Origin of the sequence: Nocardioides sp. NPDC127514 (assembly GCF_040302125.1) — a bacterium.
Taxonomy (GTDB): Bacteria; Actinomycetota; Actinomycetes; order Propionibacteriales; family Nocardioidaceae; genus Nocardioides.
Genome location: NZ_JBEORF010000012.1, coordinates 1 through 23,643, shown reverse-complemented (window position 1 = coordinate 23,643; position 23,643 = coordinate 1). Strand labels below are relative to the sequence as shown.

Below are 23,643 nucleotides of genomic sequence, written 5' to 3'. Positions count from 1 at the left end.
TCGGTCCTCCTGGCTGATCGGCCGACATCGTTCTTAGTCACATGACTCAATCGATTGGCTAAGATCGTGGACCCGAAGAACTCCCTTGTCAACCGCCTGGGCGAGATTGACCGATCGGCGACCAACGCCATCCGAACCCTTGACGCACCGTGATCCCTGACACACACTTAGTCATACGACATAATCAAATGACTAACTTTGCGTCGACAGAAGGGATCAGGACATGACGACCAGCAGCGCGTCTCCCGGCGGGCCGGTCGCACCGGAGGACAGGCCTCCCGCCGACGGCCTCGACCGGGGCCATCTCAGCCGCAACCAGCTCGTCGCGCTGGCGCTTGCGTCGTACGTCCCGCCCGTCGGGCTGGCCTCGGTCCCGGCCCTCGTGCTGGTCACGGCCGGCAACGGCAGCTGGCTGGGCGCCCTGATCGCCGCGGTCGCCACGAGCCTCGTCGGGCTCTCGGTCATCGCCTTCGCCCGACGGTACGTCGTCACCGGATCGATCTACTCCTACCTGCCGCATGTCTTCGGCCCGTGGGCTCGGATCCTGGCCGGCGCCGCGCTCTTCCTCGGCTACGTCGCACAGATCGGCGCGATCGCCTTCCTGGTCGGCCTCTTCTCCGGCAGCTTCCTGCTCTCCCTCGGGTTCGAGGCGAGCTTCGACGTCGGCGTGCAGATGCTGATCTACAGCGCTGCCGTGCTGATCGCCGGAACGATCGCCTACCGAGGGCTGGACACCTCCGTGCGTACGGCGGTCACACTGGCCGTCGTCTCCGTGCCGCTGATGCTGGTCATCACCGTGGCCGCCGCCGCGAGCGCAGGGCTCGATCTCGGTGCCCAACTGTCCCTTGAGGGAGCCACACCGAGCGGCATCTTCCAGGGGGTCGCCGCCGGCGCGGTCTTCCTCGTCGGCTTCGAGAGCAGCACGGCGCTCGCCGCCGAGACCCGCGACGCGCGACGATCCGTACCCCTCGCCGTCATGTGCGTGCCGGTCGCTCTGGGCGCGCTGTACGTGGTAGCCACCCTGCTTCAGGTGCCCGCCCTCGTCGCCGCGAGCGACGCACTTGCTGCCGGCACCTCCCCCGCCGCCGCGCTCGCCACCGAAGGCGGGCTCGGGAGCAAGGTGGCGAGCGCGACCGACCTGGTGCTCGCGGTCGCGACCTTCGCTGCCCTCATCGGGTTCGTCAACTACGGCTCACGCTTCGTCGCGACCCTCGCTGCCGACGGCCTGCTGCCCGCCCGCGCCGGCCGGATCCACCCGCGCCACCACAGCCCCGCGGTCGCCGTCGTCACGATCTGCGCCCTCGGACTGGGAGCGATCCTGGTCATGGTCGCGCTCAACCCCGACGACATCGTCGGCGTCTACAACTCGGTCGCGACGCTCATCGTCTACTTCTGGGTCGTCCCCTACCTGCTCGTCTGTGCCGGCGCCCTGCGACTGCTCAGCCGCGAGAGGCGGCTCAGCCCGCTCGCCGTCGTCGGCGCCGGCCTCGGCGCCGCCGCGATGGCGTGGATGTACCTCAACGGCCTCGTCAACCCACCCGCCCCGCCACTGGACGCGATGTCGTACGTCGCGGTCGTGGCAGTGGCAGGAGTGTTCGTGACGTTCCTCGCCGTCGACCGCCTCGCCCGCGCCCGTCGTACCGCCAGTCACCAGACCCACCACTGAGAAGGAAGTGCAGCAATGAACCAGACCATCGCGACGGAGTACGCCGACATCGTCGTCATCGGCGCCGGCCTCTCCGGCATCGGCGTGTCGAAGCACCTGACGGAGGCGTTCCCTGAGAAGAAGTTCCTCCTGCTCGAGGCCCGCGCCTCGGTCGGCGGCACCTGGGACTTGTTCCGCTACCCGGGCATCCGCTCCGACGACTCGGTGCACACCTACGGCTACGACTTCAAGCCGTGGCTGCACAAGGAGGCGATCGCTGGCGGCGACCTGATCCGCGGGTACATCCGGGAAACCGTCGACGAGTTCGGGCTGGACAAGAGCCTTCGCCTGGGTCACAAGGTCACTGCTGCCGACTGGTCCAGCGAGGACGCGGAATGGACCCTGCACGTCACCGTGACCGACGAGGCGGGCAACGAGTCCGAGAAGGTCGTCCGGGCCAGGTTCGTCTTCAGCGGCACCGGCTACTACAACCATGACGAGGGCTTCGAGCCGCGGTTCGAGGGCCGCGAGGAATTCCAGGGCGACATCCTCCACCCGCAGCACTGGCCCGAGGACTACGACTACAGCGGCAAGCGCGTGGTCATCATCGGCAGCGGTGCGACCGCCGTGACGATGCTCCCCGCGATGCTGACCGGCGAGGGTGCAGCCAGCCACGTCACCATGCTCCAGCGCACCCCGAGCTACGTCGCGTCGATGCCCCAGGTGGACAAGATCGCCCAGTTCCTGCTGAAGGTCTTCGGCAAGAAGCTCGGGTACCGCCTCACGCGGTTCAAGAACATCTGGCGCGACCACTTCCTCGTGTCGGTGCTGGTGAAGTTCCCGAGCTTCGGGCGCAAGCTCCTGCGCAGCATGACCGCCAAGGAGCTCCCGAAGGGGTTCGACGTCGACACCCACTTCGCGCCGCCGTACAACCCGTGGCAGCAGCGCCTCTGTGCGACTCCCGACGGCGACTTCTTCGAGGCGATCCGCGACGGGAGCGCCGACGTCGTGACCGACCAGATCGAGCGGTTCATCCCCGAGGGCATCCTGCTCGAGTCCGGCAAGAAGCTCGAGGCCGACATCATCGTCACCGCGACCGGCCTGGTCATGCAGATGCTGGGCGGCATCCAGCCGACCGTGGACGGCGCCCCCGTCAAGATCGCAGACCAGGTGCTGTACCGCGGCTCCCTGATCTCCGGCGTACCCAACTGGGCGATGATGCTCGGCTTCACCAAGGCGACCTGGACGCTCCGCATCCGCAACGTCGCCCGCCTCGCCATCGAGCTGATCCGCGAGATGGACAGGAAGGGTTACGACATCGCCCTGCCCGTCGCGCCGGAGGGCATGCCCAAGCAGGACCTCTTCGACCTCTCGGCCGGCTACATGCAGCGCGCCCGGGCGGAGCTCCCGCGCCAGGGCACCGGCCTGCCCTGGCAGATGCACACGACCTTCGTCAAGGACAACCGACTCTTCAAGGGGAAGCTGCTCGGCCAGGACATCCAGTTCTCCGAGAAGCGCTCGGCCCCGCACCTGGCCAGCGTCGAGGTTGCGTCATGAGCGGGGAACACTTCACGTTGAGCCAGAGCTTCCAGCGAGCCCTCCTCGTCTTCCTGAGCCGTCTGCCCGCGAGCCTGCAGCGGATGCTGGCGCGTCCCGCGACCAACACGGCCGGCGACACCATGGCGCCTGACGTCGCCCTGCTCATGAAGCTGGGCGAGTCCGGTCCGGACTACAGCGACCTTCCGCCCGCTGAGGCCCGCGCGACCACGGAGCGGGATCTGATCCTCTTCGCGTCCCGCGTCGAGCCGTGCGTCGTCGAGGAGGAGATCGAGATCTCGGACGAGGTCCAGCTCACCCGCTACAGCAACGGCACCCAGTCGCGAGGTCTGATCCTCTTCTTCCACGGTGGAGGCTTCGTGATCGGCAGCCGCGCCAGCTACACCGCCCCGGCGCGCATGTTCGCGCACGGCACCGGAGCAGACGTCGTGTCGGTCGAGTATCGCCTGGCGCCGGACGCCCCCTTTCCGGCAGCACAGGACGATGCGGTCGCCGCCTGGCGGTACGTCGTCGAGCACGCTGCGGACTGGGGCGTGGACCCGCACCGCATCGTCGTCGCCGGAGAGAGCGCCGGCGGCAACATCGCGGCCGTCCTGTGCCAGCAGGTGCGAGACGAGGCGGTGCAGCCGATGCTCCAAGTGCTGATCCAGCCGGTGACCGACCTCGTCGAGCACCGCCCCTCGCAGGACGAGTTCGCGGGATCGCCCGCGCTGTCGGCCAAGCAGGTCGCCTGGTTCGTCAAGAACTACCTGCCGGAGGGGACCAACCCGGCGGACCCGCGCGTCTCCCCGTACCGGGCCTCCAGCCTGGCCGGACTTCCGCCCGCGATCGTCAACCTGGCCGGGTTCGACCCGCTCCACGACGACGGGCTCGCGTACGCGACCGCGCTTCTGGAGGCCGGCGTCACCGCACAGGTGGACCGCGAGCCTGGCCAGGTCCACGGCTACATCTCCTACACCGCGGTCAGCCCGAGCTGCAAGCAGGCGACCGAGCGTCTCGTCGCCTCGATCTCCGCGGCGCTCGGCCGCACCGAACACACCGCTACGAAGGCGAGCTGACGACGTGGACACATCACCCAAGCTCCGCGACGAGACCCACGAGGTCGTCGTGATCGGCGCCGGCATCGCGGGCCTGATGGCAGCGACCACGCTGGCCGACCGAGACGTCGTCGTGCTCGAGGCGACCGACCGCGCCGGCGGCCGCGTCGACACCGTCCGAAAGGGCGACTACTGGATCAACGTCGGCACCCAGTTCACCGAGGGCACCGGCCCCCTGATCGAGGCGCTCCACCGTCACCGTGTCCCGCTCGGGACCCTGGAGGGCAAGTCAGTCGCGCTGCACCTGGGCGGCAAGCAGGTCGACACCTCCAACCCCTTCGCCCTGATGTTCCGGTCGAAGATGACCTGGCGCGACCGATTCGGCCTCGCCGTGGTCGGCGCTCGCATCCTGGCGAACGTGCCGTTCCTCGAGATGAGTGAGACGAACCGGTGGGCCAACCGCGTCCGCGCCAAGCTCGACCGCAGGCGGGCGGACTTCGTGCTGCGGGGCGTCTCATCCGACCTCACGCGCGAGATGGTGCGGTCATGGTCCGGGCAGTGGATGGGCTGCGAGCCCGAGGAGACCGCCGCGCGGCAGTTCGTCTTCTCGATGGGCATCCTGCTCACCGATCCGGAGAAGGTGCCGAACCTGACGCTGCCACAGGGCGGCAACCAGACGCTGACCGACATTCTGGCCGAGGATCTCGGCGACAGGATCCGGCTCAGCTCACCGGTGAGCTCCGTGGAGTGGACCGCTGACGGCGTGGTCGTCGACTACCAGGACGCTGACGGGCCCGCCCGTCTGAGGGCGCGCCGGGCGATCGTGGCGGTGCCCGCAGACGTCGCGGTCAAGATCATGCCCGGCCTGCCGACGGCCTACCGGGCGGCCTTCGAGTCGATCCACTATGGCCGCTACGTGGTGGTGGGCTTCTTCACCCACGAGGAGGGCAAGCCCCAGCGCTGGGATGACTTCCTCGCGGTGTCGACCCCGGGCCGATCGTTCCAGGCGATCTTCAACCACGCGGCCGCCGTACGCCGTGGGAACGTCCGCAAGCCCGGCGGTGCGCTGGCCTGCTTCGCGGGAGGCGCAGAGGCCGACAAGCTCTTCGAGCTCACCGACGAGGAGATCGTCGCGCGGTTCACCTCGGACCTTCTCGAGGTCTATCCGGAGCTCGAGGGCAAGGTCGACGCGGGCATCCTCCGTCGACACCCGCGGGTCGTGCCGTTCTGGGGACCCGGCGGCCGGGCATCGCTCGAGACGCTCAAGCAGAATCTCGGGCCGGTCCATCTGGCGGGCGACTATGCCCTCGACATGCCGTCGCTGGCCGACGCCGCCGCGTCGGGCGAGCAAGCCGCGCACAAGGTGCTGGCGAGCCTGTCCCGGTCGTGATGGTCGTCGACCCCGGAGCCACCGAGGCTGAGATTCAGCCCGCCGCCGAGCGCAGCGAGTCGAGCAGAGGCCCGGCCGCCTCGGCCAGGAACTGGTCATTCGTCGACCCGTCGACCTGGACGAGGGCGACATCGGTGAACCCGGCCTTCCAGAAGGGCCGAACCCCCTCGGTGATCGCACCGAGGTCGGGACCGCACGGGATCGATGAGGCGACATCCTCGTGGCGTACGAACTGCGAGGCCGCGGCGAAGCTCGCCGTGGTCGGGAGCTCGCTGTTGACGGCCCAGCCACCGCCGAACCAGCGGAACTCGCGGTGCGCACGTCGTACCGCCGCGTCGGCGTCATCGGGATCCCAGCTGATCGGGATCTGGCCGATGGCCCGGGTTCCCCCGGACCCGACTCTCGGCGCGTCCGGCACACCGTTCCACGCCTCCACCAGAGCCGGGTCGGGCTCGACGGCGATCAGGTGGTCGGCCAGGGCAGCGCAACGCTCGGACACCTCCGGCCCACCGACCGCAAGTCCGACGGGCACGCGGGTGCTGGGCAGGTCCCAGAGCCGGGCAGCATCGACCTCGAAGTGCTCACCTCGGTAGTCGACGAGCTCGCCGTCGAAGAGTGCGGAGATGATCTCCATCGCCTCGGCAAGCATCTCGTGCCTGGTCTGCACGGCCGGCCAGCCGGCGCCGACGACGTGCTCGTTGAGGTTCTCTCCGCTACCGAGGCCGAGCGTGAACCGGCCCTCGGAGAGCAACTGCATCGTGGCGGCCTTCTGAGCGACCACGGCGGGGTGGTAGCGCATCGTCGGGCAGGTCACGTAGGTCATCAACGGGATCCGCTGCGTGGCCTGCGCGACGGCGCCCAGCACGCTCCAGGCGTACGGCGCGTGCCCCTGCTCGACCAGCCATGGCGAGTAGTGGTCACTCATCACCAGGAAGTCGAAGCCCGCCTCCTCGGCCGCGACTGCGTGGCGCACGAGGTCAGTCGGGCCTGCCTGTTCGGTCATCAGGGTGTATCCGAATGCAACCATGCCGAAAGCGGTACCCGGCACGGCGACGAGCAATTCCCAGCAAACCTTCTTTGTGCCCGGACCTATTCGCTGGCGGCGAGATAGTCGCGCAGGCTCAGGGGCCCGCGTCCGGTGAGGGTGGCTACGGCGCTGCTGACCCCGTCGAGCTCACCCGCGGCGATCGCGGTGTAGGTGGAGACCCAGGCGTCGTACTGCCAGTCGGGCGCCTCCCAGCGACGACGCGACGCGTACGCCTCCTCGATCGTCTCGTCGTGATAGCGCACCTCATGCCCACGGTGCTCGGCGAGGATGTCGGCGACCTCGCTCATGGTGAGCGCCTCGGGTCCGGTGAGGTCGTACGTGCGTCCTCGGTGGTCCTGCGGCGTCGTGAGCGCCGCGACGGCGGAGCGCGCCACGTCGGTCCGCGCGACCGCCGCGAAGCGCCCGTTGCCGGCCGGGCCACGGATGACGCCGTCCTCACCGACCAAGGAGGGGAGGAAGTCGAGGTAGAAGTTGTCGCGCAGCAGGGTGTAACCCATCCCGCTCGCCTTGATCCGCTCCTCGGTCGCGAAGTGGTCGCGCGCGAGCGTGAAGACGGCATCCGGCGCGGCACCGAAGAAGGAGGTGTAGACGATGTGCTCGACCCCGGCCGCTGCGGCGGCGTCGACGAAGGTGAAGTGTTGTTCCAGGCGGTCCGCCGACTCGGCTGCCGAGACCATGAGCACGGTCTGAACGCCCTCGAGGGCCCTCACCGCGGCCTCTCGGTCGCCGTAGCTCACCGCAAACGCGTCGGCTCCGGGGATCTCGGGAGCCCTGGAGGTGTCACGTACGAGAAGGCGGAGAGCGGCGTCCGAGCCGCCCAGCGCACGGGCGACGGCACCGCCGACGAAGCCGGTGGCGCCGGTGACGGCGATGGTGGTGGTCATTCCACGTCGTCCCTGAGCGCGGCGAGGGCCTCGTCGGCGTGGATCTCCGCCTTGAGCATCCCCTCGACGACGGCCTTGATCAGGCCGTCGGTGCCGATGGCGAAGGTCGTACGCTGCAGCGGCCCGAGCTTGCCGAGGAGGCTGGGCTTCACGCCGTAGAGCTCGGCCACCGACCCCGCGGGATCGGAGAGGACGGGATAGTCGAGGTCGTGGTTGGCAGCGAACCCGGCCTGCTTCTCCACGCTGTCCTTGCTGATCCCGAGCCGGTGGGCGCCGATCGCCTCGAACTCACCGGCGAGGTCACGGAAGTGGCAGGCCTCCTTGGTGCACACCGCCGTCTCGGCAGCCGGGTAGAAGAAGAGCACCACGGGGCCCTTCTCGGTCAGTGACGAGAGGGTGACGGACGTACCGTCCTGGGCGGGAAGCGTGAAGTCGGGCGCGACGGCACCGGTCTCGAGCGGCATGGCGCCAACCTACTCGGCACCTCCACGACCAGAGGCCGCCGCTCCCGTCACGCTGTGGGCGGCTGCTCTCACGCGGGTGGGCCGAAAGGCGGTGGACCGACGATCTCCACTCCGTACGGCGTGACGAGCTCGACGAGCTTGCCCACCTCGTCCGGCGAGAGCGGGCCTGGCACCGGCAACGCGCCCTCGAACGGCCGGTCGACCAGGACACCGGAGTCCCGGAAGAAGCTCTCGAAACCCGACGGAGTGATCAGGGTGTAGAAGTGCGCGGAGCTCGATGCGATCCGGAATGCATGCTGCTTCCCGGCGGGCAGGTGGATCATCGAGCCGGCCTCCACGAGAGCGCTGGACCCCTCGCACCAGCCCTCCAGGGCACCGTCGAGGACGATGAACGTCTCCGCCTCGCACGAGTGCACGTGTCTTGGCGTCATCGCGCCGAGCGCCGCGCGCTCCTCGACCATCGCGAAGGAGCCGCCGGTGTCCTCGCCGGCCAGAACGATCCGGCAGAGCATGTGGACATGGTCGTACACGGCGCCGTCACCCGAAACCGGCGCGACGCCCTGCCTCGAGAGCTGGGTCATCCCCTCAGCGTGCAACCGACCGCCGCCGAATCCATCGCCGGAACAGGGGATCCTGGGACCAGAACGCCCCGGAGCGCTGGCGTATCAAGCGAAATCAGCCGCTTCCCTGACGCCGAGGGCTCGGCCACGGCACTATGACGGGCATGCCCGCCCAGACCCTCCCGCTCGGCGTACGGATCGGCTATGGCTCCGGCTCCGTGGCGACCGGCACCTTCGGCACGATCCCGGGCCTGATGCTGCTCCCCTACCTGACCGACAGCCTCGGCATCGCGGCGCTGGCGGCGGGGCTCATCGTGTTCGCGCCGAAGGCGTGGGATGTCGTGCTGAACCCGATCGCGGGCCGGATCAGCGACCGGACGGTGGATCCACGGGGACCGCGGCGGCCGTGGCTGCGCCGGGCCGGGATCGGGTTGGCGGTGACGTTCGCGCTGCTGTTCGCGGCGCCGTCGATGGCGACCGGGCTCGAGGCGCTGTGGGTGCTGGTCCTGTTCCTGGCCTGCGCGACGGCGTACGCGTTCTTCCAGGTGCCCTATGTCGCCATGCCCGCCGAGCTGACCGAGTCCTATGACGAGCGCACCCGGCTGATGACCTGGCGGGTCGCGATCCTGGCGCTCACCATCCTGCTCGCCGGTGCGACCGCGCCGATGATCCGCGACGCCGTCGGTAGCCGCGACGGCTACCGGGTGATGGGCGTGGTGATGGCGGTGCTCATCCTGGCCGGAGTCTTCAGTGCGTACGTCGGCACCCGCCGGGCGCCCGTCCACACCGTCCAGCCGGGGCCGGGCAGCCTGCGCGACCAGCTGAAGATCGTCGCGGCGGCGCCCGACTTCCGCCGGCTGCTCATCACGTTCGTGATCCAGGCCGTCGCGTTCGGGGCGATGCTGGCCGGCGTCGACTATCTCGCCGGCGACGTGATCGGCCGCGACGGCGCGGCGACGATCCTGTTCGTCTGCTTCGTCGGCCCCGCGCTGCTGCTCACCCCCGCGTGGGCGGCGCTCGGCGCCAGGATCGGCAAGAAGAACGGGTACGTCGCCGCCTCGGTCGTCCTCGCCGCCGGTGCGCTGCTCGCCGCGACCGCGCAGACCGCACCGGTGGCCCTGGTCTACGCCGCGGTGGTGCTCGTCGGGACCGGGTACGCCGGGTGCCAGGTGTTCCCGATGGCGATGCTTCCCGACGCGGCCGCCGTCGACGCGCGGCGCAGCGGGTCGAGCCGGATCGGCGTCTACACCGGCGTGTGGACCGCCGGCGAGACCCTCGGGCTCGCGCTCGGGCCCGGCGTCTACGCCGCGGTGCTCGCGCTCGGCGGCTACCGCTCCTCGACCGGGAGCGACGTCGCCCAGCCGGACTCGGCACTGACCGCGATCACGCTCGGTTTCTCGGTGCTGCCGGCCTGCCTGGCTCTCCTCAGCCTGCTCTGGCTGCGGCGCTACTCGCTCACCGCCGACGACGTCGACGGCGACAAGGATGGGACCGTGACCGTATGACCGACGCCCTGACCCAGCTCCGCGAGATGCAGTCCGCCGACCTGCCGGTGCACGGTGGCCGCACGCTGGCCTACGTCTACGACTCCGGCCTGCCCGACATCGACCGGATCGGCCGCGAGGCGGTCGCGGCCTACGCCGGCTCGAACGGCCTGGACCCGACGGCCTTCCCGAGCCTGCTCCGGATGGAGACCGAGGTGGTCGGCATGGCCGCCGATCTGCTCGACGCTCCCGAGACCGTGGTCGGCACGGTCACCTCCGGTGGCACCGAGTCGGTGCTTCTCGCGGTGCAGGCTGCGCGCGACGCCCATCCGAAGATCGAGCGGCCGCGGATGGTGCTCCCGGCGACCGCGCACGCCGCCTTCCACAAGGCGGCGCACTACTTCGGCGTCGAGCCGGTGCTGGTGCCGGTCGGGCCCGACTTCCGGGCGGATCCGGCCGCGATGGCCGCGGCGATGGACGAGCGCACCGTGCTGGTCGTCGCCTCGGCACCGTCCTACGCGCACGGCGTCGTCGACCCGGTCACCGCGATCGCGGCCGCTGCGGCCGAACGCGGGATCCGCTGCCACGTCGACGCGTGCATCGGCGGCTGGGTCCTGCCCTATGCGACGCGGCTGGGGCGGGACGTACCAGCCTGGACGTTCGCGGTCGAGGGCGTCACCTCGATCTCGGTCGACCTGCACAAGTACGCTTACGCCCCCAAGGGCACCTCGTTGCTGCTGCACCGCACCCCGGAGCTGAGGCGGCCGCAGTTCTTCGCCTCGGCCGCCTGGCCGGGCTACACGATGCTCAACTCCACGATGCAGTCCACGAAGTCGGGCGGACCGCTGGCCGGTGCCTGGGCGGTGCTGCGCTCATTGGGCGATGAGGGGTACGAGCGGCTCGCCCGCGACGTCTTCGAGGCGGTGGACCGGATCCGCGACGGGGTCGGCGAGATGCCCGAGCTCGCCGTGGTCAGCACCCCCGACTCGACGCTTCTCGCGCTCACCACCGACGGCAGCTGCGACCCGTTCACGGTCTGCGACGAGATGGCGGCGCGCGGCTGGTACGTCCAGCCACAGATGTCCTTCGCCGGCTCCCCCGCCACGATCCACCTGTCGGTGAGCGCGGCGACGCTCTCCCACGTACCGGAGCTTCTCGCCGCTCTCGGCGAGGCGGTCGAGGCCGCCGTGGCGGCAGGCCCGGTCACCGTCGACCCGGCCGTCGCCGCGTTCATCGGCGACCTCGACCCGTTCTCCTTGTCCGAGGAGGACTTCGACGGCCTGCTGCTCGCCGCGGGACTCGTCGGCGCCGACAGCGCCGACGGCGCAGAGAGCGCCGACGGCGCAGAGAGCGGCCTCGCGCTGCCGCAGCGGATGGCCGAGGTCAACGCGATGCTCGACCTGGCCTCCGCCGCGATGCGCGAGGCGCTGCTGGTGGCCTTTCTCGACCGGCTGACCCGGCCTACTCGGCGGAGTCGCTGAGCCGGCGCTTCCTCCGGGCCAGCATCAGGATCAGGCTGAGCACGATCGCAGCGACGATGCCGCTCCGGATCTGTACGTCTCGAGACCTGGCAGCCACCTGCGCACGCTGCTTGACCTCGTGAGCCTTCTCCTTCCCCCGCGTCTTCACGTCCAGCCGGGCGGCGAGCTCGTCGAGGGTGTCGGCCATCTCGTGCCGGGTGGTGTCCAGCTCGGCCTCGACCGCGGCGATGCTGTCGTCGCCGGCCTCGACGGGCCGGCGCACATGGTCCTGCGTCATGACGTACTCCTCGGGGTGTGGTCCTCGGCGTGACGGTGCTTGACGGTCTCCACGTCCCGCTTGAAGCCCTCGGTGGCGCGTTCGGGCTTCATCGGGGTCCCCTCCGAGACCTGCTTCTTCCCGAACAGGGCGATCCCGCCGGCGATGATCAGGAGTACGACTCCGACCAGCACCGCGGCCAGCCAGGCGTCCATGACCAGCGCGAGGGCGAGGATCGCCGCGGCGATCAGGACCCCGACGCCATAGAGCGCCACCAGGCCGGCGGCGCCGAACGCCCCGGCCCCCTTGCCGGTGTGCTTGGCCTTCTCGGTCAGCTCGAGGCGGGCGAGCTCGAGCTCGCCTCGCATGAGGCTGGACATCTCCGTGGATAGTCGCGAGACCAGCTCACCCATCGACGCGTCGGTCTGATGATGAAGCGTCACGACTCCCACCCCCGCGGCATGTCGGTCACCGGGTCAGTCGAGGTGGTGTGGGGACGCGGAGTGCTCGGCGTCGTCTGGGGAGTCGGAGCTGCCGGCGGCGGCGTGGAGTCGCCGGGCATCTTGTCCCGGACGGTGTGCTTGGCCAGGTCTGCCTTCTCCTCGGCCACGACCCGAGCGCGGTGCGCCTTCTCCTGGACACGCGGGTCGTGCCACAGGTCCTGTGCCTTGGCCACCATCGCGTCGTACCGCTCACGTCCAGCGCGAGCGCCGAGGACGTAGCCGATACCGAAGGCAGCCAGCCATCCTGGTTTCTTGAACATGTTGTTCCTCCTCATCGCTGTACACCTGGTCGGTACCCAGGTGACGAGGAGATACGCGGGTGACCTAAGTCGGAGGGTCCGCGGTGAGCAGGACGAGCGCGAGGTCGGCCAGCTGGGTCTCGAGCGCCTGGCGGCTCGAGCGCGGCTGATGCAGCGCCCAGTCGTAGACGATCGCGGTCACCGCGCCCACCAGAGCCAGCGCGGCGAAGCGCCAGTCACGATCGCGGATCTCGCCCCGAGCCACGGAGGCGGTGCACTCGGTGCCCACGATCTCGACCAGGGTCTCGCGGTAGTCGAGCCGAAGCTTCTCGATACGCGGGCTCGCGCCCATGATCTCCACGAACGCGATCCGGGCGACGCGCGGGTCCTTGAGCATCGGGTCGAGATAGGCCAGCACCGCTGCAGGCACCCGCTCGGAGATCGGCTCCCCGGCGGTCGCCGTCAACGACGCGGCCACTCGGGCGTAGGAGTCGGCGGTGATCCGGTCGTAGAGGTCGACGAAGAGATCCTCCTTGCCGGGGTAGATCTCGTAGAAGTGCCGGGTCGACACCTTCGAGGCAGCGCAGACACCCGGGATCGTGGTCGCCGCGTAACCCTGGGTGCCGATGATCTCCTTGGCGGTCTCCAGCAGCCGCTGGCGGCGCTGGGCGTCACGCTCCTCGCGGGTCAGCCCGCCGTACGAACGGCCCTGCTGCGCCATCAGCCTGGCGACCCGACCGAGCAGACGAAGGGGGCGGCATCGGCCGGGTCGAGCGCGTTCTTCACCAGGTGCCAGACGTTGGTGTCGTACGCCTCGCCGATGTGGCCGACCGGGTCGTGCGGGCAGACGTCCTGCACATAGGTGTTGGTGACGCCCGGCTCGCGCACGAACGCGGTCTCGGTGGGCGTGACGAGCTCGTCGTACCTCGACTGGATGATCGTGTACGTCACGCCGGGCTGCGCGATCGGACCGCTCGTCAAGGTGCGTACGGCACTGCCGTCGGTGACCAGCTGGGTGCAGGCGATGCAGCCGAAGGTGGTGAGGACCTGTCCGGCCAGCTCGTCCGCGCCCAGGGCCATGCCGAGCCGGTAGAGGCCGGCGAACGTGGTGCCGTGGGTCGGCGGCGCGATGGCGACGACCTTGTCGATCCGGTCGGAGATGCCCTGCGTCTTGGTGACGTAGAGCGTCTGGAACCCTCCCTCGGAGTGGCCGACCAGATCAGCCTTCGCGGCGCCGGTCTGCGCCAGCACCCCCTGGACGAAGGTCTTGATCTGAGCCGCCGACCTGCCGATGTCCCCCACCCCGCCGACGAACGGGCCGTAGGCGCCGGTGCCGTAGGTCAGGCTGTAGGTGCAGTAGCCCTGCGCCGCCACGTCGGCCTGGAGGAAGTTGAGGTCCTCGTCCTTGTTGGCTCCCAGCCCGTGCAGGAAGACGACCGGGTTGGGGTGGTCGGCCGATGGCCGGCAGGCGGCGTCGTTGACGCCTCCCGCCGCCTGCGCCGGTGGGGCGATCAGCAGGGTCGATGCCGCGAGCAGCACCACGACGGCACGGATGACAGCAGAGCGCTTGACCATGACAGACCACTTCTCTCCAGGCGGACCGGACAAGCCGACCCTAAGCCGACCCGGAGAATTTGACAATGCTCATTTTCAGATGGATCGGGTGTCACAGACGGCGACCCTGCCCGGTCGACTGGGTGTGCACACTTCGACATCTCGACGCCGGGCCTGGTCGTCGACCATCACGCTGAAGCTCGTCATGGCCATCAGCGGCCTGCTGTTCATCACGTTCGTTCTCGGTCACGTCTACGGCAACCTGAAGGCGTTCAGCGGCCACGATGCGTACAACGAGTACGCCGAGCACCTGCGCACGCTGGGCGAGCCGATCTTCCCCCGCTCCGGGCTGCTCTGGATCATGCGCGTCGGGCTGATCGCCGCGCTGGTGGCGCATGTCTCCAGCGCGATCGTCCTCGCCCGACGCGCACGACGCGCGAGGGGCCGCTACGCCGCCCGGCCGCCGCGGCGTGCCTCCTCGCTCGCCTCCCGCACGATGCTCACCGGTGGCCTGGGGCTCTTCCTCTTCCTCGGGTGGCACCTGGTCAACTTCACGATCGGCAAGGTCAACGTACGCGGCGGCCCGACGAACGACCCGTTCAACCTGGTGGTCGACACGTTCAGCGTCTGGTGGTCCACCGCCCTCTACCTCGCCGCGATGCTCGTCCTCGGGATGCACCTGTGGCACGGCACCTGGAGCTCCCTGCAGACCCTCGGCTGGACGCTGACCGCGAAGCGGCGTCAGGCAGCGAAGGCGACCGCCATGGCCGTCGCCGTCCTCGTCGCCGGCGGCTTCTCGCTCTCCCCCATCGCCATCCAGCTCGGCCTCATCGGGCCGTGAACCTCCCCCCGACCCTCGGCCCGCTCTCCGTGCCGCCTTTCAGACAGAGCGCTACAGGGCATCCAGAGCGTCCGCCCGGCCGGAGTCGACCGACGTCTCTCGACCTGCGAGTCGATCGGTCCACTCCCGCATCACCGCGGGGTCGGTCGGGCGGGTGAGCAGGCTGACCAGGACGTACGCCACAGCGCTTATGGCGAGGCCCGCGTAGACCGGCTCGTTGGCGAGGACGTCGCCGACGACCACCATCGTCGCCAGCGTCGCGGTGGTGCCGGCGGCCATCGCCACCACCGCCGCGGCGCCGGTCGCCCGGCGCCACACGAAGCCGCCCAGGATCGGCACCAGCAGACCGCCGACGAGGATGTCGTAGGCGATCGTCAGAGCCGAGACGACGTCATCGAGCAGCGAGGCGATCACGACGACGACGGCGCCGATCGCGACGACGTAGATCCGGTTGGCCAGCACGTCGTGCTCGGGGTTCTCCGCCTCGTCCTGGACACGCGCGGGGGTGCGTCCGATCAGCCGGGCCAGGAGCGGCTGCACATCGGCGCGGGCCACCGTCGCGGTCGCGATCAGGGCACCCGAGGCGGTCGACATCATCGCGGCCACCGCGGCGGCGAGCACCAGGCCGGTGACGCCGACCGGAAGGATCGACTCGGCGATCGTGGCGTAGACGTCGTTGCGGTCCTCGACCGTGACGAACGTGGAGGCCGCGGTGCCGATCAGCGCGCCGGCCACACCGTAGAGCAGGCAGTAGACACCGGCCGCGGTCCCGCCCCAGCGCGCGACCTGCGGCGACCTGGCGGTGAAGACGCGCTGCCAGATGTCCTGCCCGATCAGCATCCCGAAGGTGTAGACGACGACGTAGGTGATCACGGTGCCGGTGCCGATCGCGCCGAGGTCGAACATGGAGTCCGTCGCCCGGGACTTGATCCCGTCGAGACCGCCGGCGTGGTTCCAGGTGAAGGGCAGCAGGAGTACGAAGATGCCGACGGTCTGCAGCACGAACTGCACCATGTCCGTCAGGGTGATCGACCACATCCCGCCGATGGTGGAGTAGATCACCACGATGACGCCGCCGATCAGCACGGAGACGACCCGGTCTGTCCCGAAGAGGACGTTGAACACGGTCGCGTACGCCATCGTGGAGGTGACCGCCAGCATCAGCGTGTAGGCCACCATGACCACGCCCGAGGCCGCGGTCGCGCCGACCCCGTAGCGCAGTGCCAGCATCTGGGCCACGGTGAAGATCCGCAGCCGCTGGATCTTCCCGGCGAAGAACAGGCTGAGCGCCAGGACGCCGAGGGCGATCGCCGCCACCAGCCACGCCCCGGAGAGGCCGTACTCGTAGCCGAGAGCGACCCCGCCGACGGTAGAGGCTCCGCCGAGGACGAGCGCGGACAGGGTCCCGGTGTAGAGCACCGGTCCGAGCCGGCGGCCGGCGACGAGGAAGTCGGAGCTGTCCTTGGTCCGGGACTTGCCCCACCAGCCGAAGGCGACCATGGCGGCGAGGTAGATGACGATGATGGCGAGATCCATGTGGGGGCTCCAGATCGAGGTGGCGGTCAGGTGGCGGCGAACATGCGGAAGGTCGTCGGAAGAACCACGACGGCGGGGCCGCCGGTCGTGAAGGTGCCGGCGACGATCTCGCCGACGGTCTCGGGGGTCGCGGCGTGGACGGGGATACCGAACGCCTGGGCGAGGAGGACGAAGTCGGGACGGGCGAGCTCGGTGGCGGTGGCAGCGCCGAAGGCCCCGGTCATGTACTCGCGCAGGATCCCGTAGCCGCCGTCGTCGATGATCAGCCAGGTGACCTCGGCGTCGTGCTGGCGGGCGGTGGCGAGCTCGGCGATGGAGTACATCGCGCCGCCGTCGCCGGTGACCGCGAACGTACGCCGTCCGGTCCCGACGGCTGCGCCGATCGCGGAGGGAAACGCCGGTCCGAGGCCGCCCGACGCCTGCGCGGTGTGGAAGCCGCCGGAGCGTGGGTCCCAGGCCGACCAGGCCCAGTACGCCGCGATGGTCATGTCCCAGAAGGTGTCGGTGTCGTCGGGCACGGCCACGCGCAGGTCGGCGAGCAGCCGCTGCTCGGCGGCGAGGTCCTGGGCGTCGAGCCGGCCCTGGACCCGGGTACGCAGCTCCTGGGCGACCCGGGCACCGGAACGCCTCGAGCCCGGTCCGGAACCGGCGCCGGGAAGCGCCGCGGCCAGGTCGGTGAGAGCCGCAGCGGCATCGGCATGGACGCCGAGCACGTCGTGGTTCGAGCCGAGCACACGGGCTTCGGCGTCCACCTGGATCACCCGGCCACGCGGGGCGAAGGTGCCGTAGTTGCTGGTCACCTCGCCGAAGGAGGTGCCGACCGCGAGCAGGACGTCCGCATCGTCGAGCAGGTCGGTGGTGAACCGGTCCTCGATCCAGGCGCCCGCGCTCAGCGGGTGCGCGAGGGGGATCGAGCCGTTGCCCCCGGCGGTGGAGACCACCGGCGCGTCCAGGGACTCGGCGAGGGCGACCAGCGCCTGCGGCGCGCCCGCGGAGCGGCGTACGCCTCCCCCGGCGAGGATCACCGGGCGCTCGGCCGCGGCCAGCAGGCGGGCGGCCTCGGCAGCGATCTCCGGACGAGGCCGGCGCGGCGCGCGCACCGCCGCCGTCAGACCGGTCACCGGCGGCACCGTGACGTCCTCGAGGAGGACGTCCTGCGGGATCTCGACCCACACCGGCCCCGCCGGCGTCTCCTGGGCGGTGGCCCAGGCATCGGCGAGCACGCCCGGAATGGCGGCCGCGTCCCGGACGACGGCCGTGGTCTTGGTGACGTTGCGGGCGCTGGCCTGCTGGTCGTCGAGCTGGTGCAGGTAGCCCTTACGGGCGCCCCCGAGCCCGTCACGCGGGATCTGGCTGGTGATCATCAGGATCGGGACACAGGCGGCGTACGCCTCCTGGAGCGCACCCAACGCGGTGAGCGCTCCCGGTCCGGTGGAGCAGAACACCACCCCGACCTGGCCGGTCGTCCGGGCGTAGCCGTCGGCCGCGAAGACCGAGTTGTTCTCCACCCGGGAGGAGACGAAGGTCAGGTCGCTGCGGCGGATGGCGTCGAAGAGACCCAGCGCGTGCTGGCCCGGGATGCCGAACACGTGGGTCGCTCCGAGAGCGGTCAGGCTCTCGACGGTGACGTCACCGCCGTTGCGTCTCGTCATGCCTGACCCGCTGTACTAGATGCCTTGGGCTCCGCGTCGGCCTTACGCATCGCGAGCAGCGAGACCAGGTCGTAGGCCACGTGCGAGGCCGCGACGCCGGTCAGCTCGGCATGGTCGTACGCCGGTGCCACCTCGACCACGTCGGCGCCGATCAGGTTCAGGCCGGCGAAACCGCGCAGGATCTCGAGCAGCTCACGGGAGGTGAGCCCGCCGGCCTCGGGGGTGCCGGTGCCGGGGGCGTGCGCGGGGTCGAGTACGTCGATGTCGACCGAGACGTAGACGGGCCGGCTGCCGACCCGCTGCTTGATCTTCTCGACGACCTCGTCGACACCCTGACGGAAGACGTCGGAGGAGGTGACGATCCCGAAGCCGAAGCGGCGGTCGTCCTCGAGGTCCTTCTTGCCGTAGAGCGGGCCGCGGGTCCCGACGTGGCACAGCGCCTCGGTGTCGAGGATGCCCTCCTCCACCGCCCGCCGGAACGGGGTGCCGTGGGTGTACTCAGCCCCGAAGTAGGTGTCCCAGGTGTCCAGGTGGGCGTCGAAGTGCACCAGCGCGACCGGGCCGTGCCGCTCGGCGGCTGCCCGCAGCAGCGGCAGTGCGATGGTGTGGTCGCCGCCGATCGTCACCAGCCTGGTGCCGCCGGCGGTGAGCTCGAGCGCGGAGGCCTGAACCGTGTCGAGCGCCTCCTCGATGTGGAAGGGGTTGGCCGCGATGTCGCCCGCGTCGACCACCTGGGCCGAGGCGAACGGCGAGACGTCCAGCGCCGGGTTGTAGGGGCGCAGCAGCCGCGAGGACTCCCGTACGTGCGCCGGGCCGAAGCGGGCGCCCGGACGGTAGGAGACGCCGGTGTCGAACGGCACTCCGACGACCGCTATGTCGGCCCGCTCCACCTGATCGAGGCGGGGCAGCCGCGCGAACGTCGCGAAGCCGGCATAGCGGGGGTTCTTGGAGGCGTCGACGGGCTCGATGGGCATGGGTGGTTCTCCTTGCGTGGTGCGAGTGTTGCGGGGTGGTTCGGCTCAGCCGACGACGGAGGCGGCGGGCGCCGGCCCGTCGTCGACCGAGATGACCGGTGTGTTCGCGGGCGGTCCGGTGGGCACCAACCGGGCTCCCTCGGGGCCGTAGGCGTCCCGCGGCTCGGGGAAGGCGAAGAGCAGACCGAGGTAGAGCAGCGCACCGAGACCCATGCCGAGCGGGATGGAGATGTCGACCCCGCCGGGGATCAGGGGTGCGGCCGGCCCGACGAACTGGCCGGGCAGGTTCACGAAGGTCAGCGCGACGGCGGCCGCGATCAGCCAGGCGGCCAGGCCGCGCCAGTTCCAGCCGTGGGCGAACCAGTAGCGGCCCCCGCGCTGACGGCGGTTGAAGACCTGCAGCGAGTCGGAGTCGTACCAGCCGCGCCGGACGTACCAGCCGATCATCATCACCATCATCCACGGGACGGTGCAGCTGATGATGAGGACGGCGAAGGCGGAGATGCTGGAGACCACGTCGAAGACGAAGCGGCCGATGAAGATGACACCGATCGCGAAGACCCCGATCAGCACCGTGGACTGGACGCGGTTGAAGCGCGGGAAGACGCTGGAGAAGTCCAGTCCGGTGCCGTAGAGCGCGGTGGTGCCGGTCGACAGACCGCCGATCAGTGCGATCAGAGCGACCGGCGCGAAGTACCAGCCCGGCGCGATCGCGAGCAGGCCGGAGGCGTACGCACCGGAGGCGAAGATCTCCGGCTCGCGGGTGGCGATGATCGTCATCGTGACCAGTCCGAAGCAGAACGGTACGAGGGTGGCGACCTGCGCCAGGAACGCGGCAGCCATCGAGGAGCGTCCGGGGGTCTCGCGCGGGATGTAGCGGGCCCAGTCACCGAGGAAGGCGCCGAAGCTGACCGGGTTGGACATCACGATCAGCGCCGACCCGACGAAGGCCGCCCAGAAGCCGGGCTCGCCGAACGCCTCCGAGCCGGAGCCGAACGCGCCGGCGTAGCCGGGGTCGAAGTCGCCGGCGAACGCGACGATGCCGAGCAGGAAGAGCAGCGTCGCGGCGATCACGGCGACCTTGTTGACCAGCAGCATGAACCGGAAGCCGTAGATGCACACGACCAGGACCAGCACGGCGAAGAGGCCGTACGCCAGCGCCAGGGTCAGGTCGTTCTCCGGCAGCCCGACCGCGCGGTTGGCGCCCCCGATGAGCACGTCGCCCGAGCTCCACACCGAGATCGAGAAGAACGCGAGCGCGGTGAGAAGGGAGAGGAACGAGCCGACGATCCGGCCGTGCACGCCGAGGTGGGCCGAGGAGCTGACCGAGTTGCTGGTGCCGTTGCGCGGGCCGAACAGCGCCATCGGGGCGAGGACGACGGCGCCGAGCAGCAGCCCGAGCAGCGTGGCCAGCAGACCGTGGGCGAAGGAGAGCCCGAAGAGGATCGGGAAGCTGCCGAGCACCACGGTGGCGATCGTGTTGGCACCACCGAAGGTGAGCCGGAACAGGTCCAGCGGGCGGGCGCTGCGCTCGGGGTCGGGGATCGGTTCGACGCCGTGCTGCTCGACCTCGGTGACCTTCGGCGGGGTCGGCGTGGCTGAGGGGATGGTGATCGGTTCCGTGGACACCGAGGCCTCCTGGGTCTGTGGGTCGGCCGAGATCTGCGTCACTGTAGGAGCACCCGGAACGCCGCCGCAATCGTTTCGTTCTTAACCTGGCCGTAATACCTGTCGATATGCCGGTCAGGCTCGGAAGATCCGTCATAATGGCATCAGATCGACCGCCCGGAGGATCGATCCGACCTTGGAGACGCTCCCAAAAAATGTCGAACGAAATCACGCCCGGGGTCCTCGACAGCACCGATGAGTCGATCCTCGTCCTGCTCGAGGAGGACGGTCGCCTCACCCACCGTGAGATCGCCGCCCAGGTCGGCCTCTCCCGATCAGCCGCGGCCACCCGGGTCCAGCGGCTGCTGACCGAGGGTCACATCGACGTCCGCGGCGTCGTCCACCCGGCCGTTCTCGGCCATGATGTGCTCGCCCACGTCTCGGTCACGGTGGACGGCTCCGCGACAGAGGTCGCGCGGGCCGCCGCGGCGCGCGAGGACACCACCCTGGTCTCGATGACCAGCGGCCAGCACGCCCTGGTCCTGGAGCTCCGGGCGAAGGACATCGGCCGGATCGACGACGCCCTCGCCGAGGTGCGCGCGATCGACGGCATCGTCACCACCGAGACCCTGCTCTACACCGAGGTCGTCCGCGACGTGGCCGCCCCGGTCGGGCCCGCACCCGCCGCCGGGACGCTCGACGAGACCGACTACGCCCTGCTGCGCGCGCTGCAGGCCAACGGCCGCGCCTCCTTCGTCGACCTGGCCGCGAGCGTCGGCCTCTCCCCCGCCGGCACCCGGCGCCGCGTGGTCCGGCTGCTCGACGGCAACGTCGTCCGGGTCGGCGCCGTCGTGCGTCACTCGGGTCAGGAGCGGCGTACGGCGACCGGCATCGGCCTCCGTCTCGACGGCGCCGCCCACCGTCCGATCGCCGAACAGCTCGCCCGGCTCCCCTCGGTCACCTTCGTGGCCCGGACCCTGGGGCGCTACGACGCCCTGCTCACGGTCCACACCGCCACCTCCGGCGACCTCGTCGGGGTCCTCGACCACATCCGCGAGCTCGACGGCGTCCGGGAGGTCCAGACCTGGAGCCACCTCCGCTTCGTCAAGGAGACCTACGCCTCCCTGCACCTCGGCGGCGCCTGAGCGACCGCCGAGGCATCGTCCTCCCAGGCGCTTAGTCGCCCTCGGAGACCTGGCGCAGGGTGGCGACGATCTTGCACTCCGGCCAGTACGTCGCGTGCAGCTGCGCGAACTCCCGCTGCGCGGCGATCGCCTCCTCGAGCGTGTCGTAGCGCGTGAGCGCCCAGCCGCCGACGACCTCCTTGGCCTCCGCGTACGGACCGTCGACCCGGGTGACCTCGCCCTTGTCCACCACGAAGTTGACCGCGTCCTCGCTGCCGAAGAGACCGCCGCCGTCGAGGAAGTGCCCGGCCGCCGCCAGCTCGCCGACGTAGTCGTCCATCGCCTTGTAGAGGGCCTCAGGCGCCGGGCCGTTTCCCTCTTCCATCTTCACGAAACCCATGAAACGCGGCATGACGTACTCCTCAGTTCGGGGCCACCGCTTCTGGTGGCCGACACCTGTGCGTCGAACCACATCGTTCTCCTTCGACATCGACATCGGAAGAACTTCCCACCGGCCACGGGGTCGCCGGCATGTCGACGCTCAGGCGTTGGCGGCCTCGGACTCGGGCGTCGGCTCCTGCGCCGGGGCGATCTTGCCGCCGGCCTTGCGCACCGCGATGGCGACGATGACGGCGGCGACGGCGAAGAGCAGGCCGTAGGCGCCGACCGACTCGGCGTCGAAGTTGCGCAGCAGCGTACGTCCGTTGGTGATCAGGATGATGCTGCCGACGAGACCGCCCAGGACCGGCAGCGAGAGGTGCTTGACGAGGTAGGCGGCGAACGGAGCGGCGATCACGCCGCCGATGAGGAGGCCGGCGATGACGCGCCAGTCGAGCGCCTCTCCGGCCAGTCCGACGAGGAACCCGACACTCGCGGAGAGCGTCGTGACGAACTCGGCGGTGGAGACCGAGCCGATCACCTTGCGCGGGTGCAGGGTGCCGCTGGAGATCAGGGTCGGCGTGGTCACCGGGCCCCAGCCGCCGCCACCGGTGGCGTCGATGAAGCCGCCGAAGAGACCCAGCGGCGCGAGCAGACCGAGCCCCGGGCGACGTCCCGGGATGAAGACCGGAGGCTTGCCGAAGACGAACCGGGCGATGATGTAGACGCCCAGGACGAGCAGGAGACCAGCCACCCAGGGCGTGGCGCTCTCGGTGGAAAGGCTCGACAGGACGGTCGCGCCCGCGAAGGCGCCGATGCCGCCCGGAATCGCGATCTTGGCCACGACCTTCCAGTCGACGTTGCCGAGCCGCCAGTGCGAGACACCCGAGACGAACGTGGTGCCGACCTCGGCCAGGTGCACCGATGCCGAGGCGACCGCCGGCGCGACGCCGGTCGCGACCAACAGGGTGCTCGAGGTGACGCCGTACGCCATGCCGAGGGAACCGTCGACAGCCTGGGCCGCGAGACCGACCAGAGCGAAGATGAGAAGCCGCTCCACGCGGACCTCCTAGGGATGGGATCAAACTACGATAGTCACGTAATTTAGTAGACTCTAGACCGCCTCGCCAAAGCCCGACGGGCCATCTCACGACCTGGGCGCGAGCGCCGAGAACTTTCCTTCGACCGGCGCTTGACCTTGACGCAGCGTCAGGGCTGCACGCTTCTTCCATCGCCCGAACACGGGATCCGAAACCATCGAAGAAGGAGCACCACCATGAACAACATCCTCAGCCGCCTCGTGGGTGACAAGAAGGACTGGAAGCGCATGGAGGCCCGCGCTGCCGCACTGCCCGCCGACTACCGCACCGTCTATGGGGAGATGAAGAGCTACATGTGGCGCTTCACCGCCGGCGACGGCATGGACAT

24 protein-coding genes are annotated in these 23,643 nt (G+C 70.0%); 9 read left to right on the top strand and 15 right to left on the bottom strand.

Annotation, left to right across the window (positions count from 1 at the left end):
• Nucleotides 1-223: 223 nt before the first annotated feature.
• Genes ABTX24_RS11290 through ABTX24_RS11275 form a run of 4 tightly spaced genes read left to right on the top strand, consistent with a single transcriptional unit; the run spans nucleotide 224 to nucleotide 5,629 of the window.
• Nucleotides 224-1,666 carry an APC family permease gene (locus ABTX24_RS11290; protein WP_350839586.1) on the top strand — a complete coding sequence of 481 codons (1,443 nt, stop codon included), beginning with the start codon at nucleotides 224-226 and terminating at the stop codon, nucleotides 1,664-1,666.
• A 15-nt stretch (nucleotides 1,667-1,681) separates the two neighbouring features.
• Nucleotides 1,682-3,202 (top strand): flavin-containing monooxygenase, encoded by a 1,521-nt coding sequence (locus tag ABTX24_RS11285; protein WP_350839585.1) that lies wholly within the window; start codon nucleotides 1,682-1,684, stop codon nucleotides 3,200-3,202.
• Nucleotides 3,199-4,260 carry an alpha/beta hydrolase gene (locus ABTX24_RS11280; protein WP_350839583.1) on the top strand — a complete coding sequence of 354 codons (1,062 nt, stop codon included), beginning with the start codon at nucleotides 3,199-3,201 and terminating at the stop codon, nucleotides 4,258-4,260. The genes ABTX24_RS11285 and ABTX24_RS11280 overlap by 4 nt, the downstream gene beginning before the upstream one ends.
• A 4-nt stretch (nucleotides 4,261-4,264) precedes the next feature.
• Nucleotides 4,265-5,629, top strand: coding sequence for a flavin monoamine oxidase family protein (locus tag ABTX24_RS11275; protein WP_350839581.1), 1,365 nt, complete (start codon nucleotides 4,265-4,267; stop codon nucleotides 5,627-5,629).
• A 34-nt stretch (nucleotides 5,630-5,663) separates the two neighbouring features.
• Here ABTX24_RS11275 and ABTX24_RS11270 read toward each other — a convergent pair whose 3' ends face one another.
• The 4 genes from ABTX24_RS11270 to ABTX24_RS11255 form a co-directional block, all read right to left on the bottom strand.
• A complete protein-coding gene (locus tag ABTX24_RS11270) occupies nucleotides 5,664-6,656 on the bottom strand; it encodes a TIGR03557 family F420-dependent LLM class oxidoreductase (protein ID WP_350839579.1) in 993 nt (330 codons plus the stop codon).
• Between the two features lie 62 nt (nucleotides 6,657-6,718).
• Entirely contained in the window at nucleotides 6,719-7,561 is an 843-nt protein-coding gene (locus ABTX24_RS11265) for an SDR family oxidoreductase (protein ID WP_350839577.1), read from the bottom strand.
• Nucleotides 7,558-8,025, bottom strand: coding sequence for a peroxiredoxin (locus tag ABTX24_RS11260; RefSeq protein ID WP_350839575.1), 468 nt, complete (start codon nucleotides 8,023-8,025; stop codon nucleotides 7,558-7,560). The genes ABTX24_RS11265 and ABTX24_RS11260 overlap by 4 nt, the downstream gene beginning before the upstream one ends.
• A 68-nt stretch (nucleotides 8,026-8,093) precedes the next feature.
• Entirely contained in the window at nucleotides 8,094-8,606 is a 513-nt protein-coding gene (locus tag ABTX24_RS11255; RefSeq protein WP_350839573.1) for a cupin domain-containing protein, read from the bottom strand.
• A gap of 143 nt (nucleotides 8,607-8,749) precedes the next feature.
• Between ABTX24_RS11255 and ABTX24_RS11250 the strand changes: the two genes are divergently transcribed.
• Both ABTX24_RS11250 and ABTX24_RS11245 read left to right on the top strand, forming a co-directional pair.
• Entirely contained in the window at nucleotides 8,750-10,090 is a 1,341-nt protein-coding gene (locus ABTX24_RS11250; protein WP_350839571.1) for an MFS transporter, read from the top strand.
• A complete protein-coding gene (locus tag ABTX24_RS11245) occupies nucleotides 10,087-11,550 on the top strand; it encodes a pyridoxal phosphate-dependent decarboxylase family protein (protein ID WP_350839569.1) in 1,464 nt (487 codons plus the stop codon). The genes ABTX24_RS11250 and ABTX24_RS11245 overlap by 4 nt, the downstream gene beginning before the upstream one ends.
• Here the strand turns inward: ABTX24_RS11245 and ABTX24_RS11240 are convergent.
• The 5 genes from ABTX24_RS11240 to ABTX24_RS11220 form a co-directional block, all read right to left on the bottom strand.
• Nucleotides 11,531-11,827, bottom strand: coding sequence for a DUF3618 domain-containing protein (locus ABTX24_RS11240; protein ID WP_160022326.1), 297 nt, complete (start codon nucleotides 11,825-11,827; stop codon nucleotides 11,531-11,533). The genes ABTX24_RS11245 and ABTX24_RS11240 overlap by 20 nt on opposite strands.
• Nucleotides 11,824-12,249 (bottom strand): phage holin family protein, encoded by a 426-nt coding sequence (locus tag ABTX24_RS11235; RefSeq protein WP_350839567.1) that lies wholly within the window; start codon nucleotides 12,247-12,249, stop codon nucleotides 11,824-11,826. The genes ABTX24_RS11240 and ABTX24_RS11235 overlap by 4 nt, the downstream gene beginning before the upstream one ends.
• Nucleotides 12,246-12,569, bottom strand: coding sequence for a hypothetical protein (locus ABTX24_RS11230; RefSeq protein WP_201450986.1), 324 nt, complete (start codon nucleotides 12,567-12,569; stop codon nucleotides 12,246-12,248). Before ABTX24_RS11230 ends, ABTX24_RS11235 begins: the two co-directional genes overlap by 4 nt.
• A 64-nt stretch (nucleotides 12,570-12,633) precedes the next feature.
• Nucleotides 12,634-13,269: a TetR/AcrR family transcriptional regulator gene (locus ABTX24_RS11225; RefSeq protein ID WP_160022322.1), complete on the bottom strand. Its 636-nt coding sequence runs from the start codon at nucleotides 13,267-13,269 to the stop codon at nucleotides 12,634-12,636.
• Nucleotides 13,269-14,123, bottom strand: a complete 855-nt coding sequence (locus tag ABTX24_RS11220) for an esterase/lipase family protein (protein WP_350839565.1) — start codon at nucleotides 14,121-14,123, stop codon at nucleotides 13,269-13,271. The genes ABTX24_RS11225 and ABTX24_RS11220 overlap by 1 nt, the downstream gene beginning before the upstream one ends.
• An 88-nt stretch (nucleotides 14,124-14,211) precedes the next feature.
• On the opposite strand from ABTX24_RS11220, the gene ABTX24_RS11215 reads away from it, so the two are divergent.
• Nucleotides 14,212-14,943: a succinate dehydrogenase cytochrome b subunit gene (locus ABTX24_RS11215; protein WP_350839563.1), complete on the top strand. Its 732-nt coding sequence runs from the start codon at nucleotides 14,212-14,214 to the stop codon at nucleotides 14,941-14,943.
• A gap of 51 nt (nucleotides 14,944-14,994) precedes the next feature.
• Here the strand turns inward: ABTX24_RS11215 and ABTX24_RS11210 are convergent, their stop codons facing one another.
• The 4 genes from ABTX24_RS11210 to ABTX24_RS11195 are packed head-to-tail and all read right to left on the bottom strand — an operon-like array spanning nucleotide 14,995 to nucleotide 20,734.
• Nucleotides 14,995-16,479, bottom strand: a complete 1,485-nt coding sequence (locus ABTX24_RS11210) for a sodium:solute symporter family protein (protein WP_160022316.1) — start codon at nucleotides 16,477-16,479, stop codon at nucleotides 14,995-14,997.
• A gap of 26 nt (nucleotides 16,480-16,505) precedes the next feature.
• Nucleotides 16,506-18,131: a thiamine pyrophosphate-binding protein gene (locus ABTX24_RS11205; protein WP_350839561.1), complete on the bottom strand. Its 1,626-nt coding sequence runs from the start codon at nucleotides 18,129-18,131 to the stop codon at nucleotides 16,506-16,508.
• Nucleotides 18,128-19,105, bottom strand: a complete 978-nt coding sequence (gene speB, locus ABTX24_RS11200; RefSeq protein WP_350839559.1) for an agmatinase — start codon at nucleotides 19,103-19,105, stop codon at nucleotides 18,128-18,130. Before speB ends, ABTX24_RS11205 begins: the two co-directional genes overlap by 4 nt.
• Before the next feature lie 45 nt (nucleotides 19,106-19,150).
• Complete coding sequence (locus tag ABTX24_RS11195; protein ID WP_350839557.1) at nucleotides 19,151-20,734, bottom strand: purine-cytosine permease family protein; 1,584 nt, start codon at nucleotides 20,732-20,734, stop codon at nucleotides 19,151-19,153.
• A 194-nt stretch (nucleotides 20,735-20,928) separates the two neighbouring features.
• Between ABTX24_RS11195 and ABTX24_RS11190 the strand changes: the two genes are divergently transcribed.
• Entirely contained in the window at nucleotides 20,929-21,858 is a 930-nt protein-coding gene (locus ABTX24_RS11190) for an Lrp/AsnC family transcriptional regulator (RefSeq protein WP_350839555.1), read from the top strand.
• Between the two features lie 31 nt (nucleotides 21,859-21,889).
• On the opposite strand, the gene ABTX24_RS11185 is transcribed toward ABTX24_RS11190, so the two are convergent.
• Nucleotides 21,890-22,249, bottom strand: coding sequence for a YciI family protein (locus ABTX24_RS11185; protein WP_350839553.1), 360 nt, complete (start codon nucleotides 22,247-22,249; stop codon nucleotides 21,890-21,892).
• A 129-nt stretch (nucleotides 22,250-22,378) separates the two neighbouring features.
• Nucleotides 22,379-23,275: a sulfite exporter TauE/SafE family protein gene (locus tag ABTX24_RS11180; protein WP_160022306.1), complete on the bottom strand. Its 897-nt coding sequence runs from the start codon at nucleotides 23,273-23,275 to the stop codon at nucleotides 22,379-22,381.
• 216 nt (nucleotides 23,276-23,491) lie between these two features.
• On the opposite strand from ABTX24_RS11180, the gene ABTX24_RS11175 reads away from it, so the two are divergent.
• Nucleotides 23,492-23,643, top strand: a 152-nt coding sequence (locus ABTX24_RS11175) for a DUF1048 domain-containing protein (RefSeq protein WP_350839783.1), incomplete at its 3' end; no start/stop codon positions are given.